We start from the raw sequence: 20318 nt of genomic DNA, 5'->3' as shown, positions 1-20318 counted from the left end.
GGTCCGCTCGCCCGGAACATAACGTTGCCGAGTGTACCGGGCCACATAAATCAAATGTCGCTGCATCTCACTTTCCGCATACGGTCTCCGGGGGGATTGAATTGGCAACGGTCGAATACACACCGGAAAACGACTGATGGACTTCGAGCTGTCACCTATTCAACGTGAACGCTGCGCCGGCATCGGCGCGGCTGTCGCCGAGCGGTTTGCCGAGCATGTGACGTCCGCCGACCCGGAGCTGGTGCGGCTTGCCTGGAAGGACGCGGCGGGCGTCGGACTGACGGGACTGTGCCTGTCCGAGCAGCACGGCGGGGCGGGGCTGGGGGCGCTGGACACGGCGCTGGGCCTCGAGGCGTTCGGCCGCTCCTGCTCCGACATGGGCCTGGTGTTCGGGGTCGCGGCGCACCTGCTGTCGTGTGCCGTGCCCGTCCGGGAGTTCGGGACGGACGAGGCGGCCAGGGAACTGCTTGCGGGCATGGCGGCGGGCGACCTGATCGCCGGGAACGCCATGACCGAGGACGAGGCGGGCTCGGACATCGGGCGGATCCGTACCACCGCCACCCGCACGGGCGAGGGGTATGTGCTGGCGGGCGAGAAGTCCTTCGTCAGCAATGCCCCGGTCGCGGACGTGTTCGTGACCTATGCGGTCACGGACCCGTCCGCCGGGTTCCTGGGCGTCTCGGCGTTCGCCGTGCCCCGCGAGCTCGACGGCGTCGTCGTGGGTCCGCCGCTGCGCAAGATGGGGCTGAACGGCTGCCTGGCGGCGCGGGTGCGGTTCGAGGACTGCGTCGTACCGGCCCGGTATCTGCTCGGTGCCGAGGGCAGCGGCGGGGCGATCTTCCAGCACTCCATGGCGTGGGAGCGCGGCTGTCTGTTCGCCGCGTACCTGGGGCTGATGGAGCGGCAGCTGGCCGAATGCGTCGGCCGCACGACCCGACGGCGTCAGTTCGGGCGGAAGATCTCCGGGTTCCAGGCCGTGTCGCACCGGGTCGCCCGGATGCGGCAGCGGCTGGAGAGCGCGCGGCTGCTTCTGTACCGCGCCTGCTGGCTGCTCGACCAGGGCCGCACGGACGTCACCGCGATCGCCATGGCGAAGACCGCCGTGTCCGAGGCCGCGGTCGCCAACAGCCTGGACGCCATGCAGCTGTTCGGCTCGGCCGGCTACCTGGCCGACACCGGGATCGAGGAGCAGCTGCGCGACTGCCTGCCCACCACCGTCTTCTCCGGGACGACCGAGATCCAGCTGGAACTCATCGCGAGAGAGGCAGGCCTGTGACTCTTCATCAACTCGTCATCGAGGCCGCCGCGCGCAGGCCCGACGCGCCGGCCGTGAGCGGGCCGTCGGGCGCCCTCACCTACGGCGAGCTCGATGCCGCGGCCGACGCGATCGCCGCCAGGCTCGCCCGTCAGGGCGTCCGGCGCGGTGACCGTGTCGTGCTCTGGGCGGGCAAGAGCCCGGCGACGGTGGCGGCGACGCAGGCCGTCCTCAGGCTCGGTGCCGCCTATGTGCCCGTCGACGGCAGCAGCCCGGTGGCCCGGGTCGCGGCCATCGCCAGGGACTGCGCGGCGCGCGTCGTCCTGACCAACGGCGCACGGATTCCACGGATCTCCGCCGAACTGGGCCCGGACGTCCGCTACGAGGAGCTCGACGGCCCCTACGAGCCGGCGCCGGCCGTCGACACCGCCACGGGCCCCGACGAGCTGGCGTACATCCTGTACACGTCGGGGTCGACCGGCGCGCCCAAGGGCGTCTGCCTGACCCACGCGAACGCACGGGCCTTCGTCGACTGGGCGTACGACCTGCTGGCGCCCGGTGAGGACGACCGCTTCGCCAACCACGCGCCGTTCGCCTTCGACCTGTCGGTGTTCGACCTGTACGTGGCGTTCCGCGCCGGTGCGTCGGTGCATCTCGTTCCCCCCGAGCTGTCCTTCGCGCCGATGCAGCTCGTCGAGTTCCTCCACCGCGAGCGGATCGGCGTCTGGTACTCGGTGCCGTCCGCCCTCGCGGTGATGATGCGGCACGGCGGACTCCTCGACCGTCCGGCGCCCGAGACGCTGCACACCGTCCTGTTCGCGGGTGAGCCGTTCCCCATCGCGCAACTCCGCGACCTGGCCGGCTGGACCGGTGCGCGGATGATGAACCTCTACGGCCCGACCGAGACCAACGTGTGCACCTACCACGAGGTCACGAAGGCGGACCTGGACCGCGACCGTCCGGTGCCGATCGGCATCGCGGCGAGCGGCGACCGGGTCTGGGCGCTGCGGGACGACGGAGGAGTCGCGACCGCGGGCGAGGAGGGCGAACTCGTCGTGGACGGCCCCACGGTGATGTCCGGCTACTGGGGCCGACCGCCGCACAGCGGCCCCTACCGTACCGGTGACCTGGTCCGGGTCCTTCCCGAGGGCGCGTTCGACTACGTCGGGCGCCGCGACCAGATGGTGAAGATCCGCGGCCACCGGGTCGAACTCGGCGAGGTCGAGTCCGTGCTCGAGAACCACGCCGACGTCGCGGAGGCCGCCGCGGTGGCGGTGGGCGAAGGAGTCGACGCCCGCCTGGTGGCCTTCGCGGCTCCGCGATCCGGCTGCGACCTCGGCGTCCTGGCACTGCGGCAGTACCTCTCCCAGCGCCTGCCGCGCTACATGGTGGCGGACGAGGTGCGGATCCTCTCCCCGCTGCCGAGGAACGGCAACGGCAAGATCGACCGGCTGGTGCTGCAGGCGCGCGCCGGCGGGTCCGGAACAGGCAGTTCATGAACCGGAGTCGTGTCAACGATCTCCCGACACCCGGCAGAAACCGGCAGAAGGGGCGGCGCAATGACCCTCGATGAGGTCACACCGCGGATCACGGCCTTCATCAGCGAGAGCTTTCTCGACGGTGACCCGAAAGGCGAACTCACCGAGTCCACCCCGCTGCTCGAGTGGGAGGTCCTCAACTCGATGAACAGCGCGCTCCTGCTGAACTTCCTGCGGGAGGAACTGCGGGTCGACGTGCCGCTGTCGTCGATCAACGCGGCGAATTTCCGAGACATCGCCTCCATCAGCAAGCTCGTCGGCGGCCTGCTGGCCGTCCCCGCGGAAGGTGCCTGAAAACGATGAGTGTCGACTATGACGTCGTGATCGTCGGCGGTGGGCCGGCCGGTTCCAGCGCCGCCGCCTACCTGGCCAAGGCCGGTATGTCGGTGGCCGTGTTCGAGGGCGAGAACTTCCCCCGGCCGCATGTGGGCGAGTCGCTGGTCCCGGCCACCACGAGGGTGCTGCTGGAGACCGGGGTGATGGACAAGATCGAGGCGGCGGGCTTCCCGCGCAAGTACGGCGCCGCCTGGACGTCGTCCCAGTCGCGCAACGTCACCGCCGGCCAGGCGAGCACGCTCACGCATGAGCTCGGCGCGGCCGACATCCTGTTCAGTGAGCGCGACCAGCCGGGCGTCGACCGGGACTACACGTTCCACGTCGACCGCAGCAAGTTCGACCTCATCCTGCTCAAGCACGCCGAAAGTCTGGGCGCCAAGGTCTTCCAGGGGGTCCGGGCGCAGCGCGTGGACTTCGACGACCCGGACAAGGTCACCCTGACCTGCCGCATGGGTCCCAAGGAGGTGGACGTCACCGCGAAAATGATCATCGACGCCTCCGGCCGCCAGACCATGCTGGGCCGGCAGCTCGGGATCAAGGAGGCGGACCCCGTCTTCAACCAGTACGCCATCCACGCCTGGTTCGACGGCCTCGACCGGTCCGCGGTCGCCAACACCCCCGAGAAGGTCGACTACATCTACGTGCACTTCCTGCCGATCAGCGACACCTGGGTCTGGCAGATCCCCATCACCGACACCGTCACCAGTGTCGGCGTCGTGACGCAGAAGCACCGCTTCGCCGAGGCGAACATGGACCGCGACAAGTTCTTCTGGAGCTTCGTGGAGAGCCGGCCGGACCTGGCCGAGGCGCTGAGGAAGACGGAGCAGGTGACGCCCTTCAAGGTCGAGGGCGACTACAGCTACGCCATGCGGCAGATCTGCGGCGACCGGTACGTGCTGCTCGGTGACGCCGCGCGCTTCGTCGACCCGATCTTCTCCAGCGGGGTGAGCGTCGCGCTCAACAGCGCGCGGCTGGCCTGCCGTGACATCGTCGCCGCCGTCGAGGCCGACGACTTCTCGCGGGACAGGTTCACCACCTACGAGAAGACGATCCGCAACGGCGTCCGCAACTGGTACGAGTTCATCTCGGTCTACTACCGGCTGAACATCCTGTTCACCACGTTCGTGCAGGACCCGCGGTACCGGCTGGACATCATCCGGCTGCTCCAGGGCGACCTCTACGACGAGGAGGAGCCGGAGGTGCTGCGCGTCATGCGGGAGACGGTGACCGCCGTGGAGCAGGACCCGTCCCACCTGTGGCACTCGTACCTGGGCTCCCTGCGTGCCCCGGTCCTGGCCCCGGCCTTCTAGGACGTGTTGCGCAGGTCCCGGCCTCCGCGGCCGTCGCCAGGGAACTCCGGGTCGTGACCGGCGCTGCCGCTCGGGCCGGTTCGGTCCGCGTCCGCGGGGAGTGCGAGTGTCCGGGTCACGACCCGGACACCCGGCGCCCGGACCGTGACGGAGCCGATCACATCGTCCTTGACCACAAGGTCGGCCAGCGACCACCCGGACATGTCGCCGCACTCGTCCGGAAGCGACACCACGGCGCCGTGCGCCGTCGTGACGATGCCGCGCAGGTTCGTGGCGAGCCCGGTGCCGAGGGCCTTCGCCACGGCCTCCTTACGGGTCCAGAAACGGAGCACCTGTGCGTCTTTGCGCGCTTCCGGCAGCTCGTCCACGGCCTTCAGCTCGGCTTCGGACAGTGCCGTCCGGGCCAGCGCGCCGCGGTCGGCCAGCGGCCGCAGCCGCTCGACGTCGACGCCGACCGGAGCGTCCCGGGACACGGCGGCCGCCACCACGCCCTCGGCATGACTGAGGCTCACGTGGAGGCCGCCGGGCTCGACGACCAACGGGCGCCCCCGGGCGTCGCGCTCCCAGGCCTGCCGGTCCGGCGGACATGAGGTGTACGCCGCGACCAGTTGCCGACCGACCCGATGTGCGGTGGCCCGCGCCCGGCGATACCGCCGGGCGCGCTGGTCCAGGCTGAGCGGCTCGCCCCCGGGCACCGCGCCCACCGCCACCCAGACGGCGACGTAACCGGACCCCGCGAGGTGGGGCTCACTCATATGTCGCCCTCTCCGGTATCCCACGGGGATCCCGATGCCGAAATTGCGGAAGATCATTGTAGAGCGAGGACAATCTTCAATGGCAGAACGACCGCTGACGAGCCCGTACGCCACGCCGATCGCCGTCGTCGGCATCGGCTGCCGGTTCCCCGGCGGCGCCCGCGATCTCGACTCCTTCGGTGCGGCGCTCAGCTCCGCGACCGCCGTCTTCGGGGACGTCCCCGCGACCCGCTGGGACCGCGGGTTCGCCGCCCCGGGGCCCTCCGGGCCGGGCACGGCGAGCCATGTCGGGGGGTTCCTGGAGGACATCGACCGGTTCGACGCCTCCTATTTCGGGGTCTCGCCACGCGAGGCGAGCGCGATGGACCCCCAGCAGCGGCTGCTGCTCGAGGTGGCCTGGGAGGCGATGAGCGACTCCGGGCGGCCCGCGCACGCCTGGCACGGCACCCGCACCGGGGCGTTCTTCGGGATGTTCGCGCACGACTACGCGACGCTGCACACCAAGACGCTCGGCATCAAGGGCATCGGGCCGCACTACGCCAGCGGAACCGAGTTCAGCTTCGCGGCGGGCCGGCTGGCCTACACCTTCGACCTGCACGGGCCCATGGCCTCCCTCACCGCCGCCTGCTCCTCCTCCCTGTTCGCCGTGCACCTGGCGAGCCAGAGTCTGCGGTCCGGCGAGAGCGACATCGCCCTGGCCGGCGGCGTCAGCCTGATGATCACGCCCGAGCTGAGCGTTTTCATGAGCAGGATCGGCGCGATCTCGCCGACCGGGCGGTGCCGCCCGTTCGCGGCCGACGCCGACGGCATCCTGCGCGGTGACGGATGCGGCGTCCTCGTACTGAAGCGCCTGCCCGACGCGCTCGCCGACCGGGACCGGATCTACGCGGTCCTGCGGGCCTCGGTGGCCAACCACGACGGCCGCAGCCTCGGCATCACGGCGCCCAACGGCGTCGCCCAGGCCGAACTGCTGCGCTCCGCCCTCGGCAACGCGGAGATCGGTCCGTCGGACCTGGACTACGTGGAGGCCCACGGCACGGGGACCCCGCTCGGCGACCAGGTCGAACTCATGGCGCTGGACGAGGTCTACGGGCGGCAGCGGGATCCGGGCCTCCCGCCGCTCTACGTGGGCTCCAACAAGGCGGTGTACGGGCACACCGACGGCGCGGCCGGAGTCGCCGGCCTGCTGAAGGGCCTGTGGGTCATCAACGCGCGGAAGGTGCCCGCCCAGCCCGACCCCGGGCGGCTCACCTCCGCCGTCGCCTGGGACCGCGGCAGGCTGGCGGTGCCCCTCGACACGGTCAGCCTCGCCGGACGGGACCGGCCGGTCCGCGTCGGGGTGAGCTCGTCCGGGCTCAGCGGCACGAACGTCCATGTGATCGCGGAGGGCGTCGAGCCCGCCGCCGTCGAGCCCGCGGACACTCGCCCGGCCGGCCCCTACGTGCTGCTCGCCTCGGCCGCCCACCGGCCGGGCCTGGCCGATCAGATCTCCGCGATGGGGGAGCGGGTGAGCGCTGATGCCGACGGGCTCGGCGACCTGCTCGCCTCCGCCGCCACCCGGCGCACTCATGAACGGCACCGGTTCGCCGCCGTCGCGGCGGGACCGCAGGAGCTGGCGGCGGCCCTGGACGAGACGGAGGAGGCGCCGGACGGCGCCTACTTCGGCGCCGTGGACCCCGAGGGCGCCCCCGAACCGGTGTTCGTGTACTCCGGTCAGGGCGCGCAGTGGCCGGGCATGGCGGTGGACCTGTACGACGCCTCACCCGTGGTCCGGGAGACCCTCGACGAGTGCGACGCGCTGATCCGGCGGGACGTGCCGTGGTCGCTGGTGGACGAGCTGCGACGGGGCGAGGACGGCCGGCTCGACCGCACCGACATCGCCCAGCCCGCCCTCCTCGCCGTACAGACGGCGCTGACCGGCTGGCTGGCCGAATGCGGCATCCGGCCCGAGACAGTGGTCGGACACAGCGTCGGGGAGATCGCCGCCGCGCACGCGGCGGGCGCGCTCTCCCGTGCCGACGCCGTGCGGCTGGCCGTCCGGCGGGGACAGATCCTTCAGGAGACGGCGGGCCGGGGCGCCATGCTGGCGGTCCGCGCCGACCGGGACACGGTCATCGCGGTGCTGGCCGACACCGGCCTGCCGGTGGTGGTCGCCGCGGTCAACGGACCCGAGACGGTCGTGCTCAGCGGCCCCGGCGACGCCGTCGACTCGGCCGCGGCGGCGATCGAGAGCCGTGGCCTGCGATGCAAGCGGCTGCCCGGCGGCTACGCGTTCCACAGCCCGGTGGTGGCCGAGTGCGGTCCGCGGCTGCGGGAGGCGCTGGCCGCTCTCACCGTCGCCACGCCCTCGGTGCGGATGATCTCCACCGTGCTGCCGGACGATCCGGACGTGCGCTTCGACGCCGGCTACTGGGAACGCAACCTCACCGACCCCGTGCTCCTGTGGCCCGCCGTCGACCGGCTGCTCGCCGACGGCGACCGGGCGTTCGTCGAGATCGGCCCGCACTTCACGCTGGCCCGGCCGCTCGCCGACGCCGTCCGCCGCCGTGGACGCCGAGGACCGGTGACGGGCACCCTGCGCCGCGGCGAGTCCGGGCTGCTCGGGCTGCACAGGACGGTCGCGCGACTCCATGTCGGCGGCATCGACGTGGACTGGACGAAGATCACTGGAACGCCGGGCCGGTACCGGACGCTGCCGGTGCCCTCGTGGGGCGGCGACAAGTACTGGCTGCCGGGAGTCGAGCCGGGCGAGCAGGGGAGCGACCCGGCTGCCGTACCGGCGCAGATCCATCTGAGCCTGCGCGACGGCGACGGCCGGGTGATCGGCGACATGGTCGCGCGCCCGACGGACGCCGCCCCGGGCACCCGCGGCGCCGAGGCGCCGCCGGCCCCCGAGACCGCACCCCTAAACGCACCGGCACCCGTGGCCGTACCCGCACCCGTCAGGAAGCCGCGGGTGGACGGTGGCCCGCTGCGGCGGGTGGAGGAACATGTGGCGGCGGTGCTCGGCCTCTCCGACGACCAGCCGCCCGCGCGCCGGCGCGGCCTGTTCGACCAAGGCCTCGACTCGCTCACCGCGGTCGAGCTGCGGGACCGTCTGGCCGCCGAGTTCGGCCTGGAGCTGCCTCCGACGATCGTCTTCGAGAAGCCGACGATCGAGGCACTCGCCGCGTTCCTGGCGGAGGCCACCCCCGAAGCAGCCCCTGAAACCGACAGCGGGAACCTGGCGACCTCGCCGACCGCCCGGTCCGGCGGGCCCGCGGACGAGGACGGGTCGGCGGACGACGCCGTCGCGGTGATCGGCATGGCGTGCCGGCTGCCCGGCGCGAGTTCGCCGGAGGAGTTCTGGGCGCTGCTGACCGAGGGCCGCCACGCGGTCCGCGACATGCCGGCCGGCCGCCGGTCCGACCCGATCTGGGCCGAGGCCGACTCCGGCGTCCCCCTCCGCGGCGGCTTCCTCGACGACGTGGCGGGATTCGACGCGGAGTTCTTCCGCGTCTCGCCGCGCGAGGCGAAGTCACTCGACCCGCAGCACCGGCTGCTCCTCGAGGTCGCCTGGGAGGCACTGGAGGACGCCGGGCAGCCCGCCCCCACACTGGACGGCCGGGCCGCGGGTGTCTACTTCGGCCTCAACACCGCCGACTACCAGCAGCTGCTCACCCGTGACATGGCCGACGTCAACCACTTCTACGGCACCGGCACCACGTTCGCCGCGGCCGTCGGACGCCTGTCGTACTTCCTCGGACTGAGCGGCCCCAGCATCGCCGTCGACACCGCGTGCTCCTCCTCCCTCACTGCGATCCACCTGGCCTGCCAGGGCCTGCGCGAGGGGGACTGCGAGATCGCCGTCGTGGGCGGGGCCAACGTGATCGTCGCGCCCACGGTGTCGGTCTCCATGGCGGGCGCCGGCGCCCTGGCCCCCGACGGCAGGTGCAAGACCTTCGACGACGCGGCCGACGGCTACGGCCGCGGCGAGGGAGCGGCCGCGCTCATCCTCAAGCCGCTCGGCGCGGCCAGACGGGACGGCGACCGCGTCTACGCGGTGATCCGCGGTACCGCGGTCAACCAGGACGGGGCCAGCGGCGGCCTGACGGTGCCCAGCGCGTCCGCACAGGTCGCCGTCATCCGGCGGGCCGTCGAGGCCGCGGGCTGGGCGCCGCGCGACGTCGACTACGTCGAGGCCCACGGCACCGGGACGCCCCTCGGCGACCCGATCGAGGTCCGCGCCCTCGCCGAGGCGCTGGGACAGGGGCGCGCGCCCGACGAGGCGCTGCTCATCGGCGCGGCCAAGGCCGGCATCGGCCATCTGGAGGCCGCGGCCGGCGTCACCGGGCTGCTCAAGGTGGTCCTCGCGCTCCACCACGGGGAGCTCCCGCCGCATCCGCTGAACCGTCCGTCGACGCAGATCGACTGGGACCGGCTCCCGGTCTCGGTGGTCACCGAGCGGCGGCAGTGGCCGCACCGGGACCGCCCGCGCCGGGCGGGCGTGAGCTCGTTCGGGTTCAGCGGCAGCAACGCGCACGTGGTCGTCGAACAGCCGTCGCAGATTGCGGAACCGACGGCGGCACCGCCCCGCGGGGCGCCCTACGTCCTGATGGTCACCGCGGCGGCGGAACCGGCGCTGAGGCAGGCAGCCGAACGCCTCGCCGCCCGGCTCCGTGAGACTCCGGCCGACGTGGACGACATCGTCTTCACCGCCGCCTACCGCCGTACCTGGCTGAGTCACCGGCTCGCCGTCACCGGCCACGACGCCGCCGGACTCGCGGCGGCCCTGGAGGAGGCGGCGCGAGGCAGCGACACGCCGGCCGCCCGGAAGGGGCAGGTGGCCGAGGGGGCCGAGCGCAGTGTCGGATTCCGGTACGGAGCGCAGCCGCCGTCCGCCGCCCTGCGCGACCGGCTGGCGGGGGTGCCGGAGTACGCCGCTGCCCTGCGCTCCTGCGCCGAGCGCCTCGCCGCGCTGACCGGCGAGAGCGTCGACCCGTTCGCCGCCCCGCCGGCCGACCTGCCGGCGGCCCATCTGCTGTGCCATCACGTCGCGGCGACCAGACTGTGGGCCACCGTCGGGCTGGTGCCGGAGGCCGTGGTCGGCGAGGGCGCGGGCCGGGTGGGTGCCGCCTGGGCGGCGGGACGGCTGGCCCTGGACGACGCGCTGCGGCTGGCCGCCGGGCGGCCGGCCGGCGTGGAACTCCGCCCCGGCCGCATCCCCGAGGTGGCGGCGGACGGCGAAGGCGCCGCCACGTCGCCCGACGAACTCCTGCGGCCGGCCCGCAACGACGCGTCCGCCGGCCGGCCGGAGGGCCTCGCCGACGACATCTCGGCCGCGGGCGTGGACACGCTCCTCGACATCCTGCCGCAGGAGGACCTGCCCGATCGGCCGGCCGGCCGGTCGCGCGCGGAGACGGGCGTCGACGATCCGCTGGACCGGATCGCGGCCGCGGCGGCCGATTTGTTCGTCACCGGCGCCGTCCCCGCTCCGGCCGAGGCGGCACGCCGGCCCGTCAGCCTGCCCGGCTATCCGTGGCAGCGTCAGCGCCACTGGTACCGCGAGGCCGCCGCCGTCCGCGGCGACCAGCCGACGATTCCGTGGGTGATGTCCGCCGCCAGCACCACCGGCCTGCGGGCACGCGCCGCCGCGGTACGGGACCTCACGGCACGGAGCCAGGACCTCAGCCCCCTCGGCGTGGGCTCCTCCCTGGCCGCGCTGCCGCACTCCGCCGCACACCGCGCCGTCCTGCTGGCCGGCGACGCCGGGGGCTTCGGCGACGCGTTGAGCGCGCTGACGGAGGGCCGGACCGCGGCGAACCTGATCCGGGGCACGGCCGCGGCCGAGTCGAGAACCGCGCTGGTGTTCCCGGGACAGGGCGCCCAGTGGCAGGGGATGGCCGCGGAGCTCATGGCGGCCGAACCGGCCTTCGCCGAGCGGATGCGCGCCTGCGGGGAGGCGCTGGCCGAGTACACCGACTGGTCGCTCGGCGCGGTGATCGCGGGTGAGCCAGGCGCCGCGTCGCTCGACCGGGTCGACGTCGTTCAGCCCACGCTCTTCGCCGTGATGGTCTCGCTCGCCGAACTCTGGCGCTCCTACGGGGTCGTGCCCGCGGCCGTGGTCGGTCACTCGCAGGGCGAGATCGCCGCCGCCTGCGTGGTCGGCGCGCTGTCGCTGAGCGACGCGGCCCGGGTCGTGGCGCTGCGCAGCGCGGAGCTGTCGCGACTGTCCGGCCGGGGCGGCATGGCCTCGGTCGCGCTGGGCGCAGAGGCGGTCACCGGCATGCTCCGCCGCTTCGCCGACCGGCTGTCCATCGCCGCGATCAACGGTCCGAGCAGCGTCGTGGTGGCGGGGGACGTCGCCGCCCTGGAGGAACTGGCGGACGTCTGCGAGCGCGACGGCGTCCGGTTCCGGCGCGTCGACGTCGACTACGCCTCGCACTCGCCGCACGTGGAGCAGATCCGTGAGCGGCTCGGGCACGTCCTCGAGGGCATCAGGCCCCGCCAGGGGAGCGCGCCGTTCTACTCCTCGGCCACCGGCGGCCTGCTCGACACCGCCGAACTCGGTCCGGAGTACTGGTACTACAGCCTCCGCCGGCGGGTGCGGTTCGAGGAGTCGGTCCGCGCGCTGCTCGCGGACGGCCACAACCTGTTCATCGAGTCCAGCCCGCACCCGGTGCTCACCCCGGCGATCGAGGAGACGGTCGAGCAGACGGGCAGCGACGCGAGGGCACTGGGCACGCTGCGCAAGAACGACGGCGGCACCGGACGCTTCCTGGCCTCCCTCGCCGAGGCGTACACGCGGGGCGCCGACGTGGACTGGCAGCCGGTCTTCGCCGGGCGCGACGCGGAGCCGGCCGCGATCCCGGACGTCGCCGCCCACGAACTCGACGCCTGGCGCTACCGCGTCGACTGGCGGCCCGCCGCCGACCCCGGAGAACCGCCGCTGAGCGGAACCTGGCTGGTCCTGGCTCCCGGCACCGGCCCGGGACAGGACCGCGCGGCGGACGTGTGCCGGGTGCTCGCCGCTCGGGGCGCGGACGCGCGGCAGCTCACCCTGGACGCGGCGCGCGACGGCCGGGAACACCTCGCCGGCCTGCTCCGCGGCGCGTCGGCCGCGGACGCGGCGGGTGTGCTGTCCCTGCTGGCGATGGACGAGCGCCCGCACCAGGAGTTCCCGGACGTCCCGGCGGGTTCGGCCGCCACCCTGGCCCTGGTGCAGGCGCTGGGCGACGTGGGGGCCGACATCCCGATGTGGCTCGTGACCGCCGGCGCGGTCCGCGTGGACGGCGACGATCTTCGATCACCGGCGCAGGCCCAGGTCTGGGGCCTGGGGCGGGTGGCCGGCCTGGAGGTTCCGCACCGCTGGGGCGGCCTGATCGACCTGCCCGGCTCATCGGCCGACGACGCGCTTCAACGGCTGTGTGCCGTGCTGGGCGGCGGCCTGGGCGCGGAGGACCAGGTCGCCGTACGCGACAGCGGTGTGCACGTGCGGCGACTGGTGCGTGATCCGGTGGCCGACCGGCCCGTGACCCGCACATGGGAGCCGGGCGGCAGCGTGCTGATCACCGGCGGCACCGGCCGGCTCGGCCGGCGGATCGCCCGGTGGCTGGCGGCCTCCGGCGCGGAGCACATCATCCTCGTCGGCCGGCGGGGCCGGGACGCACCGGGCGCGGCCGAGTTCGAGACCGAACTCCTGCGGTCCGGCACGTCGGTGACGATGGCGGCCTGCGACGTGGCCGACCGGGCCGCGATGGGGGAGCTGCTGCACGCGGCCCGATCCGCGGGACGGCCGGTCCGTACGGTCCTTCACGCGGCGGTCGTCCCCGAGCCCGGCCCGCTGTCCGGGACGACGTTGGCACAGCTCGCCGGCACACTGCGCGCCAAGGTGACAGGCGCGCGCGTCCTGGACGAGCTGCTGAGCGAGGACGGCGAGGACGACGTGGACGCCTTCGTCCTGTTCTCTTCCGTCGCGGGCGTCTGGGGGGCGGCCGAGAACGGCGTTTTCGCGGCCGCCGACGCACACGTGGACGCCCTCGCCGTCCAGCGTCGCGCCAGGGGCCGGGCGGGCACCACGATCGCCTGGAGCTTCTGGAACGCGTTCGGAGACGACGCCGACGACGCGGCGGTGCGCGACATGTTCACCAGCCAGTCGGAACGGCAGGGCCTGCCGCTCCTGGATCCCGGGCAGGCGCTGCGGGCGCTGCGGCACGTGCTTGACAGGGACGAGACCTCCGTGGCCGTCGCCGACGTCGAGTGGGAGCGGTTCGCCCCGCTCTACACGGCGGCCCGCTCCCGGCCGCTCCTCGACGAACTGTCGGACGTGCGGGGTGTCGCGGGTGGGACGCCGGGGCAGGGCGACCCGGAGGCGGGGGAGAGCGCCCTCGCCCAACTGCTGGCGCGGACGCCGGAGTCCGAGCGCGAGTGGGCGGTGCTGGACCTGGTCAGGACCGAGGCCGCAGCCGTACTGGGCTACGGCCGGGCCGGCGACCTGGACCCCGACCGGCCCTTCACCGAGATGGGGTCCGACTCCGTCACGGCGGTCGAGTTCCGCACCCGCCTGAACACGGCCACCGGGCTGCGCCTGCCGGCGTCCCTCGCGTTCGACTACCCCACCGCCACGGCCGTCGCCGGCTGCCTGCTCGAGCTCGCCTCCGGCGAACCCGCCGGGCCGGCGGCGGAGTCCGCGTCGGCAGTGCCGTCCGGGAACCCGCCGGCCGTCGACGAGCCGATCGCGATCGTGGGGATGTCGTGCCGCCTGCCGGGGGGTGTGACGTCGCCGGAGGAGTTCTGGCGGCTGCTGTCCGAGGGCCGGGACGGCGTGTCCGCCTTCCCCGCCGACCGGGGCTGGGATCTGGCCGGGCTGTTCGATCCGGACCCCGATCACCTGGGGACGTCGTATGTCCGCGAGAGCGGGTTCCTGGACCGGGTGGGGGAGTTCGACGCGGAGTTCTTCGGGATCTCCCCGCGCGAGGCGCTGACCATGGACCCGAGGCAGCGGCTGCTGCTGGAAACCTCATGGGAGCTGTTCGAGAACGCCGGAGTGGACCCGCTCGGCCTCAAGGGCAGCCCGACCGGGGTGTTCGTCGGCGCCGGTCCGACGGACTACGCGACCGGGGCGCCGCTGGCACCGCGCAGCGCCGAGGGATATGCGGTGACCGGAAGCACACCGGCCGTGATATCGGGTCGGGTGTCGTACTTCTTCGGGCTGGAGGGCCCGGCGGTGACGGTCGACACGGCGTGTTCGTCCGCCCTGGTGGCGCTGCACATGGCGTGTCAGGCCCTGCGGGCCGGTGAGTGCTCGATGGCGGTGGCCGGCGGAGTCTCGGTGATATCGAGTCCGAAGGTGTTCGTCGAGTTCAGCCGGCAGCGCGCGCTGTCGGCGGACGGACGGTGCAAGGCGTTCGCCGAGGCCGCGGACGGCACCGGGTTCGCCGAGGGCGTCGGCCTGCTGCTGGTCGAACCGCTGTCGCAGGCCCGGCGCCAGGGACACGAGGTGCTCGCCGTCATCCGGGGCTCGGCGGTCAACCAGGACGGCGCCTCGAACGGACTGACGGCGCCGAACGGCCCGTCCCAGCAACGGGTGATCCGCCAGGCGGTGGCGAACGCGGGGCTGTCGCTGCGGGACGTGGACGTGGTGGAGGCGCACGGCACGGGCACGATGCTGGGGGACCCGATCGAGGCGCAGGCGCTGTTGGCGACGTACGGGCAGGAGCGTCCCGAGGGCAGGCCGGTGCTGCTGGGGTCGGTGAAGTCGAACATCGGTCATACGCAGGCGGCGGCCGGTGCGGTCGGCGTGATGAAGATGGTGCTGGCGATGCGCCATGGGACGGTGCCCGCCACGCTGCATGTCGACGAGCCGAGCCGGAAGGTGGACTGGTCGGCCGGTGAGGTCGAGCTCGCGGTCAAGGCGCTGCCATGGCCCGATGCGGAACATCCCAGGCGCGCGGGGGTCTCCGCGTTCGGCGTCAGCGGCACCAACGTCCACCTGATCGTCGAAGAGCCACCGGCTGAGCCGCAGGAGCAGCCCGAGCAGCCGGAGCAGCCGGAGCAGCCGGCGCAGGAGGGCGACCCCGGTCCGGATGCGGCGAACTCGCCGCTTCCCTGGCCCGTCTCGGCGGCGTCCCCCGCTTCACTGCGGCAGCAGGCCGGCAGGCTGCACCGGCTGCTCGCGGACGAGTCGGACGTGCGGCCGCGTGACATCGGCTGGAGCCTGGCCTCCACCCGGTCGGCGCTGCCGCACCGCGCGGTGGTCCTCGGAGCGGGCCGCGACGACTACCCGCGCCCGCTCACCCGGCTCGCCGACGACGAGCCGGACCCCGCGCTGGTGTGCGGCACCGCACGGCGCAAGCCACGGGTCGTGTTCGTCTTCCCGGGACAGGGCAGCCAGTGGTCCGGGATGGCCGCGGAACTGCTCGACACCTCCCCGGAGTTCGCCGGCTACGTCCGGGAATGCGAGCAGGCGCTGGCTCCGTACACCGACTGGTCGTTGACCGACGTGCTCCGCCGTTCGGACGGGGCGCCCGGCCTGGAACGGGTCGACGTGGTGCAGCCGGCCCTGTTCGCGGTGATGGTCTCGCTGGCCCGCCTGTGGCAGCACCACGGCGTGCACCCCGCGGCGGTCGTCGGGCACTCCCAGGGCGAGATCGCCGCCGCGTACGTGGCCGGCGCGCTGTCGCTGGAGGACGCCGCCAAGGTGGTGGCCGTACGGGCCGCGGCACTGGCCCGGCTGACCGGCTCCGCGGGGATGGCCTCGCTGCACACCGACGAGGAGCAGGCGGCGACCCTCCTCGCCCCTTGGCAGGGGCGGGTGTCGATCGCGACCGTCAACAGCCCCTCGCAGGTCGTCGTGGCCGGTGACACCGACGCACTGGACGAGCTGAGCGCCGAGTGCGAACGCGGCGGGATCCGGATCCGGCGGATCGAGGTCAGCTACGCCTCGCACTCGCCGCAGGTCGAGCCGATGCGCGACGGCCTCCTCGCCGAGCTGGACGCCATCACCCCCCGGCGCGCGCGCATCCCGTTCTACTCCGCGGTGACCGCGGAGCCGATCGACACCACCGGGCTGGACGCGGAGTACTGGTACCGGAACCTGCGGGAACCGGTGCTGTTCGCGCGCACCACCAAGAAGCTGCTCGACAACGGCTTCACCATGTTCGTCGAGGCGAGCCCGCACCCCGTGCTGGCCGCCGCGGTGCTGGACACCGCCACGTCGGCGGACGTCGCCGTCGAGCCGGTGACGGTGGGCTCGCTGCGCCGCGACGAAGGCGGCATGGCCCGCTTCACCACCTCGCTCGCACAGGCGTGGGTGAACGGCGCGGACCTGGACTGGGCCAAGCTGATCCCCGGCGGCAGCCGGGTCCCCCTGCCCACCTACGCCTTCGACCAGCGGCGGTTCTGGATGGACGACGAGAGCGCCGCCGCGGACCCGGCCACCCTCGGCGTGACGGCACCGGACCACCCGCTGCTCGGCGCCGCGGTGGAACTGGCCGACAGCGGCGGCCTGGTGCTCACCGGGCGGCTCTCGTCCCGCACCCTGCCATGGCTGGCCGATCACTCGGTCGACGGCGTGTGTCTGCTGCCGGGGACGGGGTTCGCCGAGCTGGCTCTGCGCGCCGGAGCCGAGGCAGGCTGCCCGTGTGTCGAGGAACTGACCCTGGAAGCGCCGTTGCTGCTGCACGGCGACGATCCGGTGAGCCTCCAACTGATCGTGGGGCCGCCCGACGATTCGGGGCACCGGCCCCTGGCCGTCTACTCTCGGCCGGACGGTGAGAACAGCCAGGGCGGCGAGTGGACGCGGCACGCGTCGGCGGTCCTGGCGGCAGTCGGCCGCACGGCTTCGGCCACGTCGGCCGAGTGGCCGCCGCCCGGTGCCGAACCCGTGCCGATGGACCCCGACTCCTTCTACGCGGCGGGAGCGGAGGCCGGTTACACCTACGGGCCGTCGTTCCAGGGTCTGGCCCGGGCGTGGCTGAGCGGCGACGAGGTATACGCCGAGATATCACCGCCTGCCCAGGTGCGGGAGGAGGCGGCTCGGTACGGCATCCACCCCGCGCTGCTCGACGCGGCGCTGCACGCGATGGTCCTGGCACCGTCCGCCGCGCAGGGCGACGGCGCCGACAGGACGGTGCGGCTGCCGTTCAGCCTGTCCGGCGTGTCACTGTTCGCGCCCGGTTCACGAGCCCTTCGGGTGCGCATCGCGCCGGCCGGCCCGGACGCGGTGGCGTTGACCGCGGCGGACGAGACCGGCGACCCGGTGCTGGTGATCGAACGCCTGGTCACCCGGCCGGTCCCGGTCGAGCAGCTCTCGGTGGCCGCGAGCCCCGCCAACCGCTCCCTGTTCCACCTGGACTGGGTTCCGCTGGCGGCGCAGGACCATCGCGTCGACGGCGACTGGGCCGTACTCGGCGAGGACACCTTCGGCCTCGCCGACTCGCTGACGGCGTCGGGAACCCCCGTGCACACCTACCCCGATGTGGCCACCCTGCTCAGCGCCCTGGCCGACGGTGCGCCGACCCCCCGCACAGCGGTCCTCCCCTGTACGACGACGGCGGGCGCCGGGCTGCCCGGTTGCGCCCTCGACCTGACCGACAGGGTGCTGCACGACGTCCAGGCCTGGCTGGCCGACGACCGGACGCTCGACACACGGCTGGTCGTGGTCACCCGCCGCGCGCTCGCGGTCGGCGACCCCGGCGACGTGCACGACCTCGCCGCGGCCCCGGTGTGGGGGCTGCTTCGCTCGGCGCAGGCCGAGAACCCGGGCCGCATCGTCCTCGCCGACCTGGACGACAACGACGGCACGGCCGCGCTCGCGCTGGCCGGCGACGAGCCGCAGATCGCGATCCGGCGGGGCGCGCTGCTGATCCCCAGGCTGGCCGCGGCGGGCCTGCCGCAGGGCAGGCTGACGCCGCCGCTCGGCGGCCGGTGGCGGCTCGAACCGGACCCGGCCGGTGTCCTGGACGCCATGTCCGTGGTGGCGTGCCCGGAGACCGGAGAGCCCCTGGCAGCGGGCCAGGTGCGGGTACGGGTCCGTGCCGCCGGGATCAGCTTCCACGATCTCCTCGTCGCCCTGGGGCTGCCGCCGGACGACGGCCTGTTCATCGGCGGCGAAGGAGCCGGGGTGATCCAGGCGACCGGTCCCGGCGTGAGTGGGCTGAAGCCCGGGGACAGGGTCATGGGGCTGATGCCACAGGCGTTCGGCACCGAAGCGGTCACCGACCACCGCTGGCTGGTCCCGATCCCGCAGGACTGGTCGTTCGAGCAGGCGGCCGCGGTCCCCTCCGCCTTCCTGACCGCCCACTTCGCTCTGCACGAGGCGGCAGGCCTGCGCGCCGGGCAACGAGTCCTCGTGCACGCGGCGGCCGGCGGAGTCGGCACGGCCGCGGTCCAGATCGCCCGCCACCTGGGCGCCGAGGTGTTCGCCACGGCCGCCCCGGCCAAGCACGACGCGCTACGACGGATGGGCCTGGACGACGCTCACATCTCCTCGTCACGTGACTCCGCGTTCGCCGACCGGGTGCTCGCCGCCACCGACGGTGCGGGAGTCGACGTAGTCGTCAACTCGCTGGCCGGCGAACTCATCGACGCCTCGCTGCGCCTGCTGCCCAAGGGCGGTCACTTCATCGAGCTGGGCAAGACCGATCGCCGGGACCCGGAAGAGGTCGCCGCCGCCTGTCCCGGCGTGGTGTACCGGCCGGTGGACCTGGTGCCGGACACGAGCCCGGAGTCGATCCGGACCATGCTGACCGACGTCGTCGGGCTGCTGCGGGACGGCGCCGTACAGCCGCTGCCCGTCCGCACCTGGGACGTTCGTGACGCGCCCGAGGCGTTCCGGCACATGGCCCAGGCCAAGCACATCGGCAAACTCGTCCTGACGATTCCGCCCGTTCCCGATCCGGAGGGCACGGTACTGATCACCGGCGGCACCGGGACACTGGGCGCCTTGGTGGCGAAGCACCTGGCCGGCCCCTGGGGGATGCGCCACATCCTGCTGGCGAGCCGCCAGGGCGCCGCCGCGCCGGGCGCCGCGGAACTGCGGGCGGAACTCGCCGGGCTGGGCGCCGACGTGCGGCTCGCCGCCTGCGACATCGCCGACCGCGACGCCCTGGCCGACCTGCTGGACGGGATCGCGGCCGACCACCCGCTCACCGCGGTGGTCCACACGGCGGGGGTGCTGGACGACACGGTGTTCACCTCCCTCACCGGCGAACGCCTGGCGCCCGTGCTGCGTCCCAAGGTCGATGCCGCCGTGCACCTCGACCAGCTCACCGCCGACCTCGACCTCGGCATGTTCGCCCTGTACTCCTCCGCGGCCGGCCTGCTCGGCAACCCCGGGCAGGCCAACTACGGCGCGGCCAACGTGTTCCTCGACACGCTCGCCGCGGTCAGGCGCTCGCGTGGGCAGGCCGCCACGTCGATCGCCTGGGGCCTGTGGGCGCCCGACAGCGCACTGACGGGGCAGATGAACGCCGTGGACCGCGATCGGCTCTCCCGGGGCGGGGCGCAGGCCATGTCCGCCGCGGAAGGCCTCGCCCTGTTCGACCAAGGGGTCAGGTCCGGGGAGCCGCTGGTCGTGGCGGCGCACATCGACCGCGCGGCGCTGCGCGCCCAGGACAGCCAGGGGACGCTGCCTCCCGTCATGCGCGGGCTGGCGCCGCGCCGCGGCCGGCCCGAGCACACCGCGGGCGACAGCGGCACCTCCGAAGGACTGGCCGGCCGGCTCGTCGGGATGTCCCCGGCCGAGCGGCGCCAGGCGCTGGTGAACCTCGTCAGGAAACAGGCCGCCGCGGTGCTGGGCCACGGCTCGGCGAGTTCGCTGGACGTCGACCGCGGGTTCCTGGAGATGGGATTCGACTCCCTGACAGCCGTCGAACTGCGCAACCGGCTGGCCACGGCCACCGGTCTGCGGCTGCCCGCGACCGTCATCTTCGACTGCCCGACGCCCTTGGACCTCGCACGCGGGCTCGAGGAACGGTTCAGTCCGGTGAGTGACGTCCCGAGCGCGGCGGACGGCGGCGACGACGGCCACCGGCAGCGCGTCGACGAGGAGACCAGCGCCGTCGACGACATGGACGTGGACGAACTGATCCGCGCGGTGCACGGTGCCGAAGGCCACGAGCAGAAATCCGGAGAGTGAGGCCCC

The 20318-nt window shown here is 73.6% G+C and carries 6 protein-coding genes; 5 read left to right on the top strand and 1 reads right to left on the bottom strand.

Going from position 1 to position 20318, the window contains the following annotated elements:
• Positions 1-136: 136 nt before the first annotated feature.
• Genes ACIBTS_RS08155 through ACIBTS_RS08140 form a run of 4 tightly spaced genes read left to right on the top strand, consistent with a single transcriptional unit; the run spans position 137 to position 4439 of the window.
• Positions 137-1276, top strand: coding sequence for an acyl-CoA dehydrogenase family protein (locus tag ACIBTS_RS08155; RefSeq protein WP_399317501.1), 1140 nt, complete (start codon positions 137-139; stop codon positions 1274-1276).
• On the top strand, positions 1273-2754 hold the full coding sequence (locus tag ACIBTS_RS08150) for an amino acid adenylation domain-containing protein (RefSeq protein WP_319670002.1): 1482 nt from the start codon (positions 1273-1275) through the stop codon (positions 2752-2754). Before ACIBTS_RS08155 ends, ACIBTS_RS08150 begins: the two co-directional genes overlap by 4 nt.
• 60 nt (positions 2755-2814) lie before the next feature.
• Complete coding sequence (locus ACIBTS_RS08145; protein ID WP_079658733.1) at positions 2815-3087, top strand: hypothetical protein; 273 nt, start codon at positions 2815-2817, stop codon at positions 3085-3087.
• 5 nt (positions 3088-3092) lie between these two features.
• Entirely contained in the window at positions 3093-4439 is a 1347-nt protein-coding gene (locus ACIBTS_RS08140; protein ID WP_099935660.1) for an NAD(P)/FAD-dependent oxidoreductase, read from the top strand.
• Here the strand turns inward: ACIBTS_RS08140 and ACIBTS_RS08135 are convergent.
• The gene (locus ACIBTS_RS08135) at positions 4436-5194 is read right to left on the bottom strand and encodes a 4'-phosphopantetheinyl transferase family protein (RefSeq protein ID WP_399317499.1); all 759 of its coding nucleotides are present in this window, start codon (positions 5192-5194) and stop codon (positions 4436-4438) included. The genes ACIBTS_RS08140 and ACIBTS_RS08135 overlap by 4 nt on opposite strands.
• Before the next feature lie 79 nt (positions 5195-5273).
• Between ACIBTS_RS08135 and ACIBTS_RS08130 the strand changes: the two genes are divergently transcribed.
• Positions 5274-20312 carry an SDR family NAD(P)-dependent oxidoreductase gene (locus ACIBTS_RS08130; protein WP_399317498.1) on the top strand — a complete coding sequence of 5013 codons (15039 nt, stop codon included), beginning with the start codon at positions 5274-5276 and terminating at the stop codon, positions 20310-20312.
• Positions 20313-20318 lie beyond the last annotated feature (6 nt).

It is taken from the genome of Streptomyces sp. NPDC050121, from assembly GCF_044460385.1.
GTDB classification, from domain to species: Bacteria; Actinomycetota; Actinomycetes; order Streptomycetales; family Streptomycetaceae; genus Streptomyces; species Streptomyces soliscabiei.
Note: the sequence above shows the minus strand (reverse complement) of the source record. Positions and strands in the feature narration are given on the sequence as shown.

What these genes read in the sequence shown, in the direction of transcription:
- ACIBTS_RS08145 (WP_079658733.1), top strand. Translation starts at nt 2,815, where the DNA reads ATGACCCTCGATGAGGTCACACCGCGGATCACGGCCTTCATCAGCGAG.
- ACIBTS_RS08155 (WP_399317501.1), top strand. Translation starts at nt 137, where the DNA reads ATGGACTTCGAGCTGTCACCTATTCAACGTGAACGCTGCGCCGGCATC.
- ACIBTS_RS08140 (WP_099935660.1), top strand. Translation starts at nt 3,093, where the DNA reads ATGAGTGTCGACTATGACGTCGTGATCGTCGGCGGTGGGCCGGCCGGT.
- ACIBTS_RS08130 (WP_399317498.1), top strand. Translation starts at nt 5,274, where the DNA reads ATGGCAGAACGACCGCTGACGAGCCCGTACGCCACGCCGATCGCCGTC.
- ACIBTS_RS08135 (WP_399317499.1), bottom strand. Translation starts at nt 5,194, where the DNA reads ATGAGTGAGCCCCACCTCGCGGGGTCCGGTTACGTCGCCGTCTGGGTG.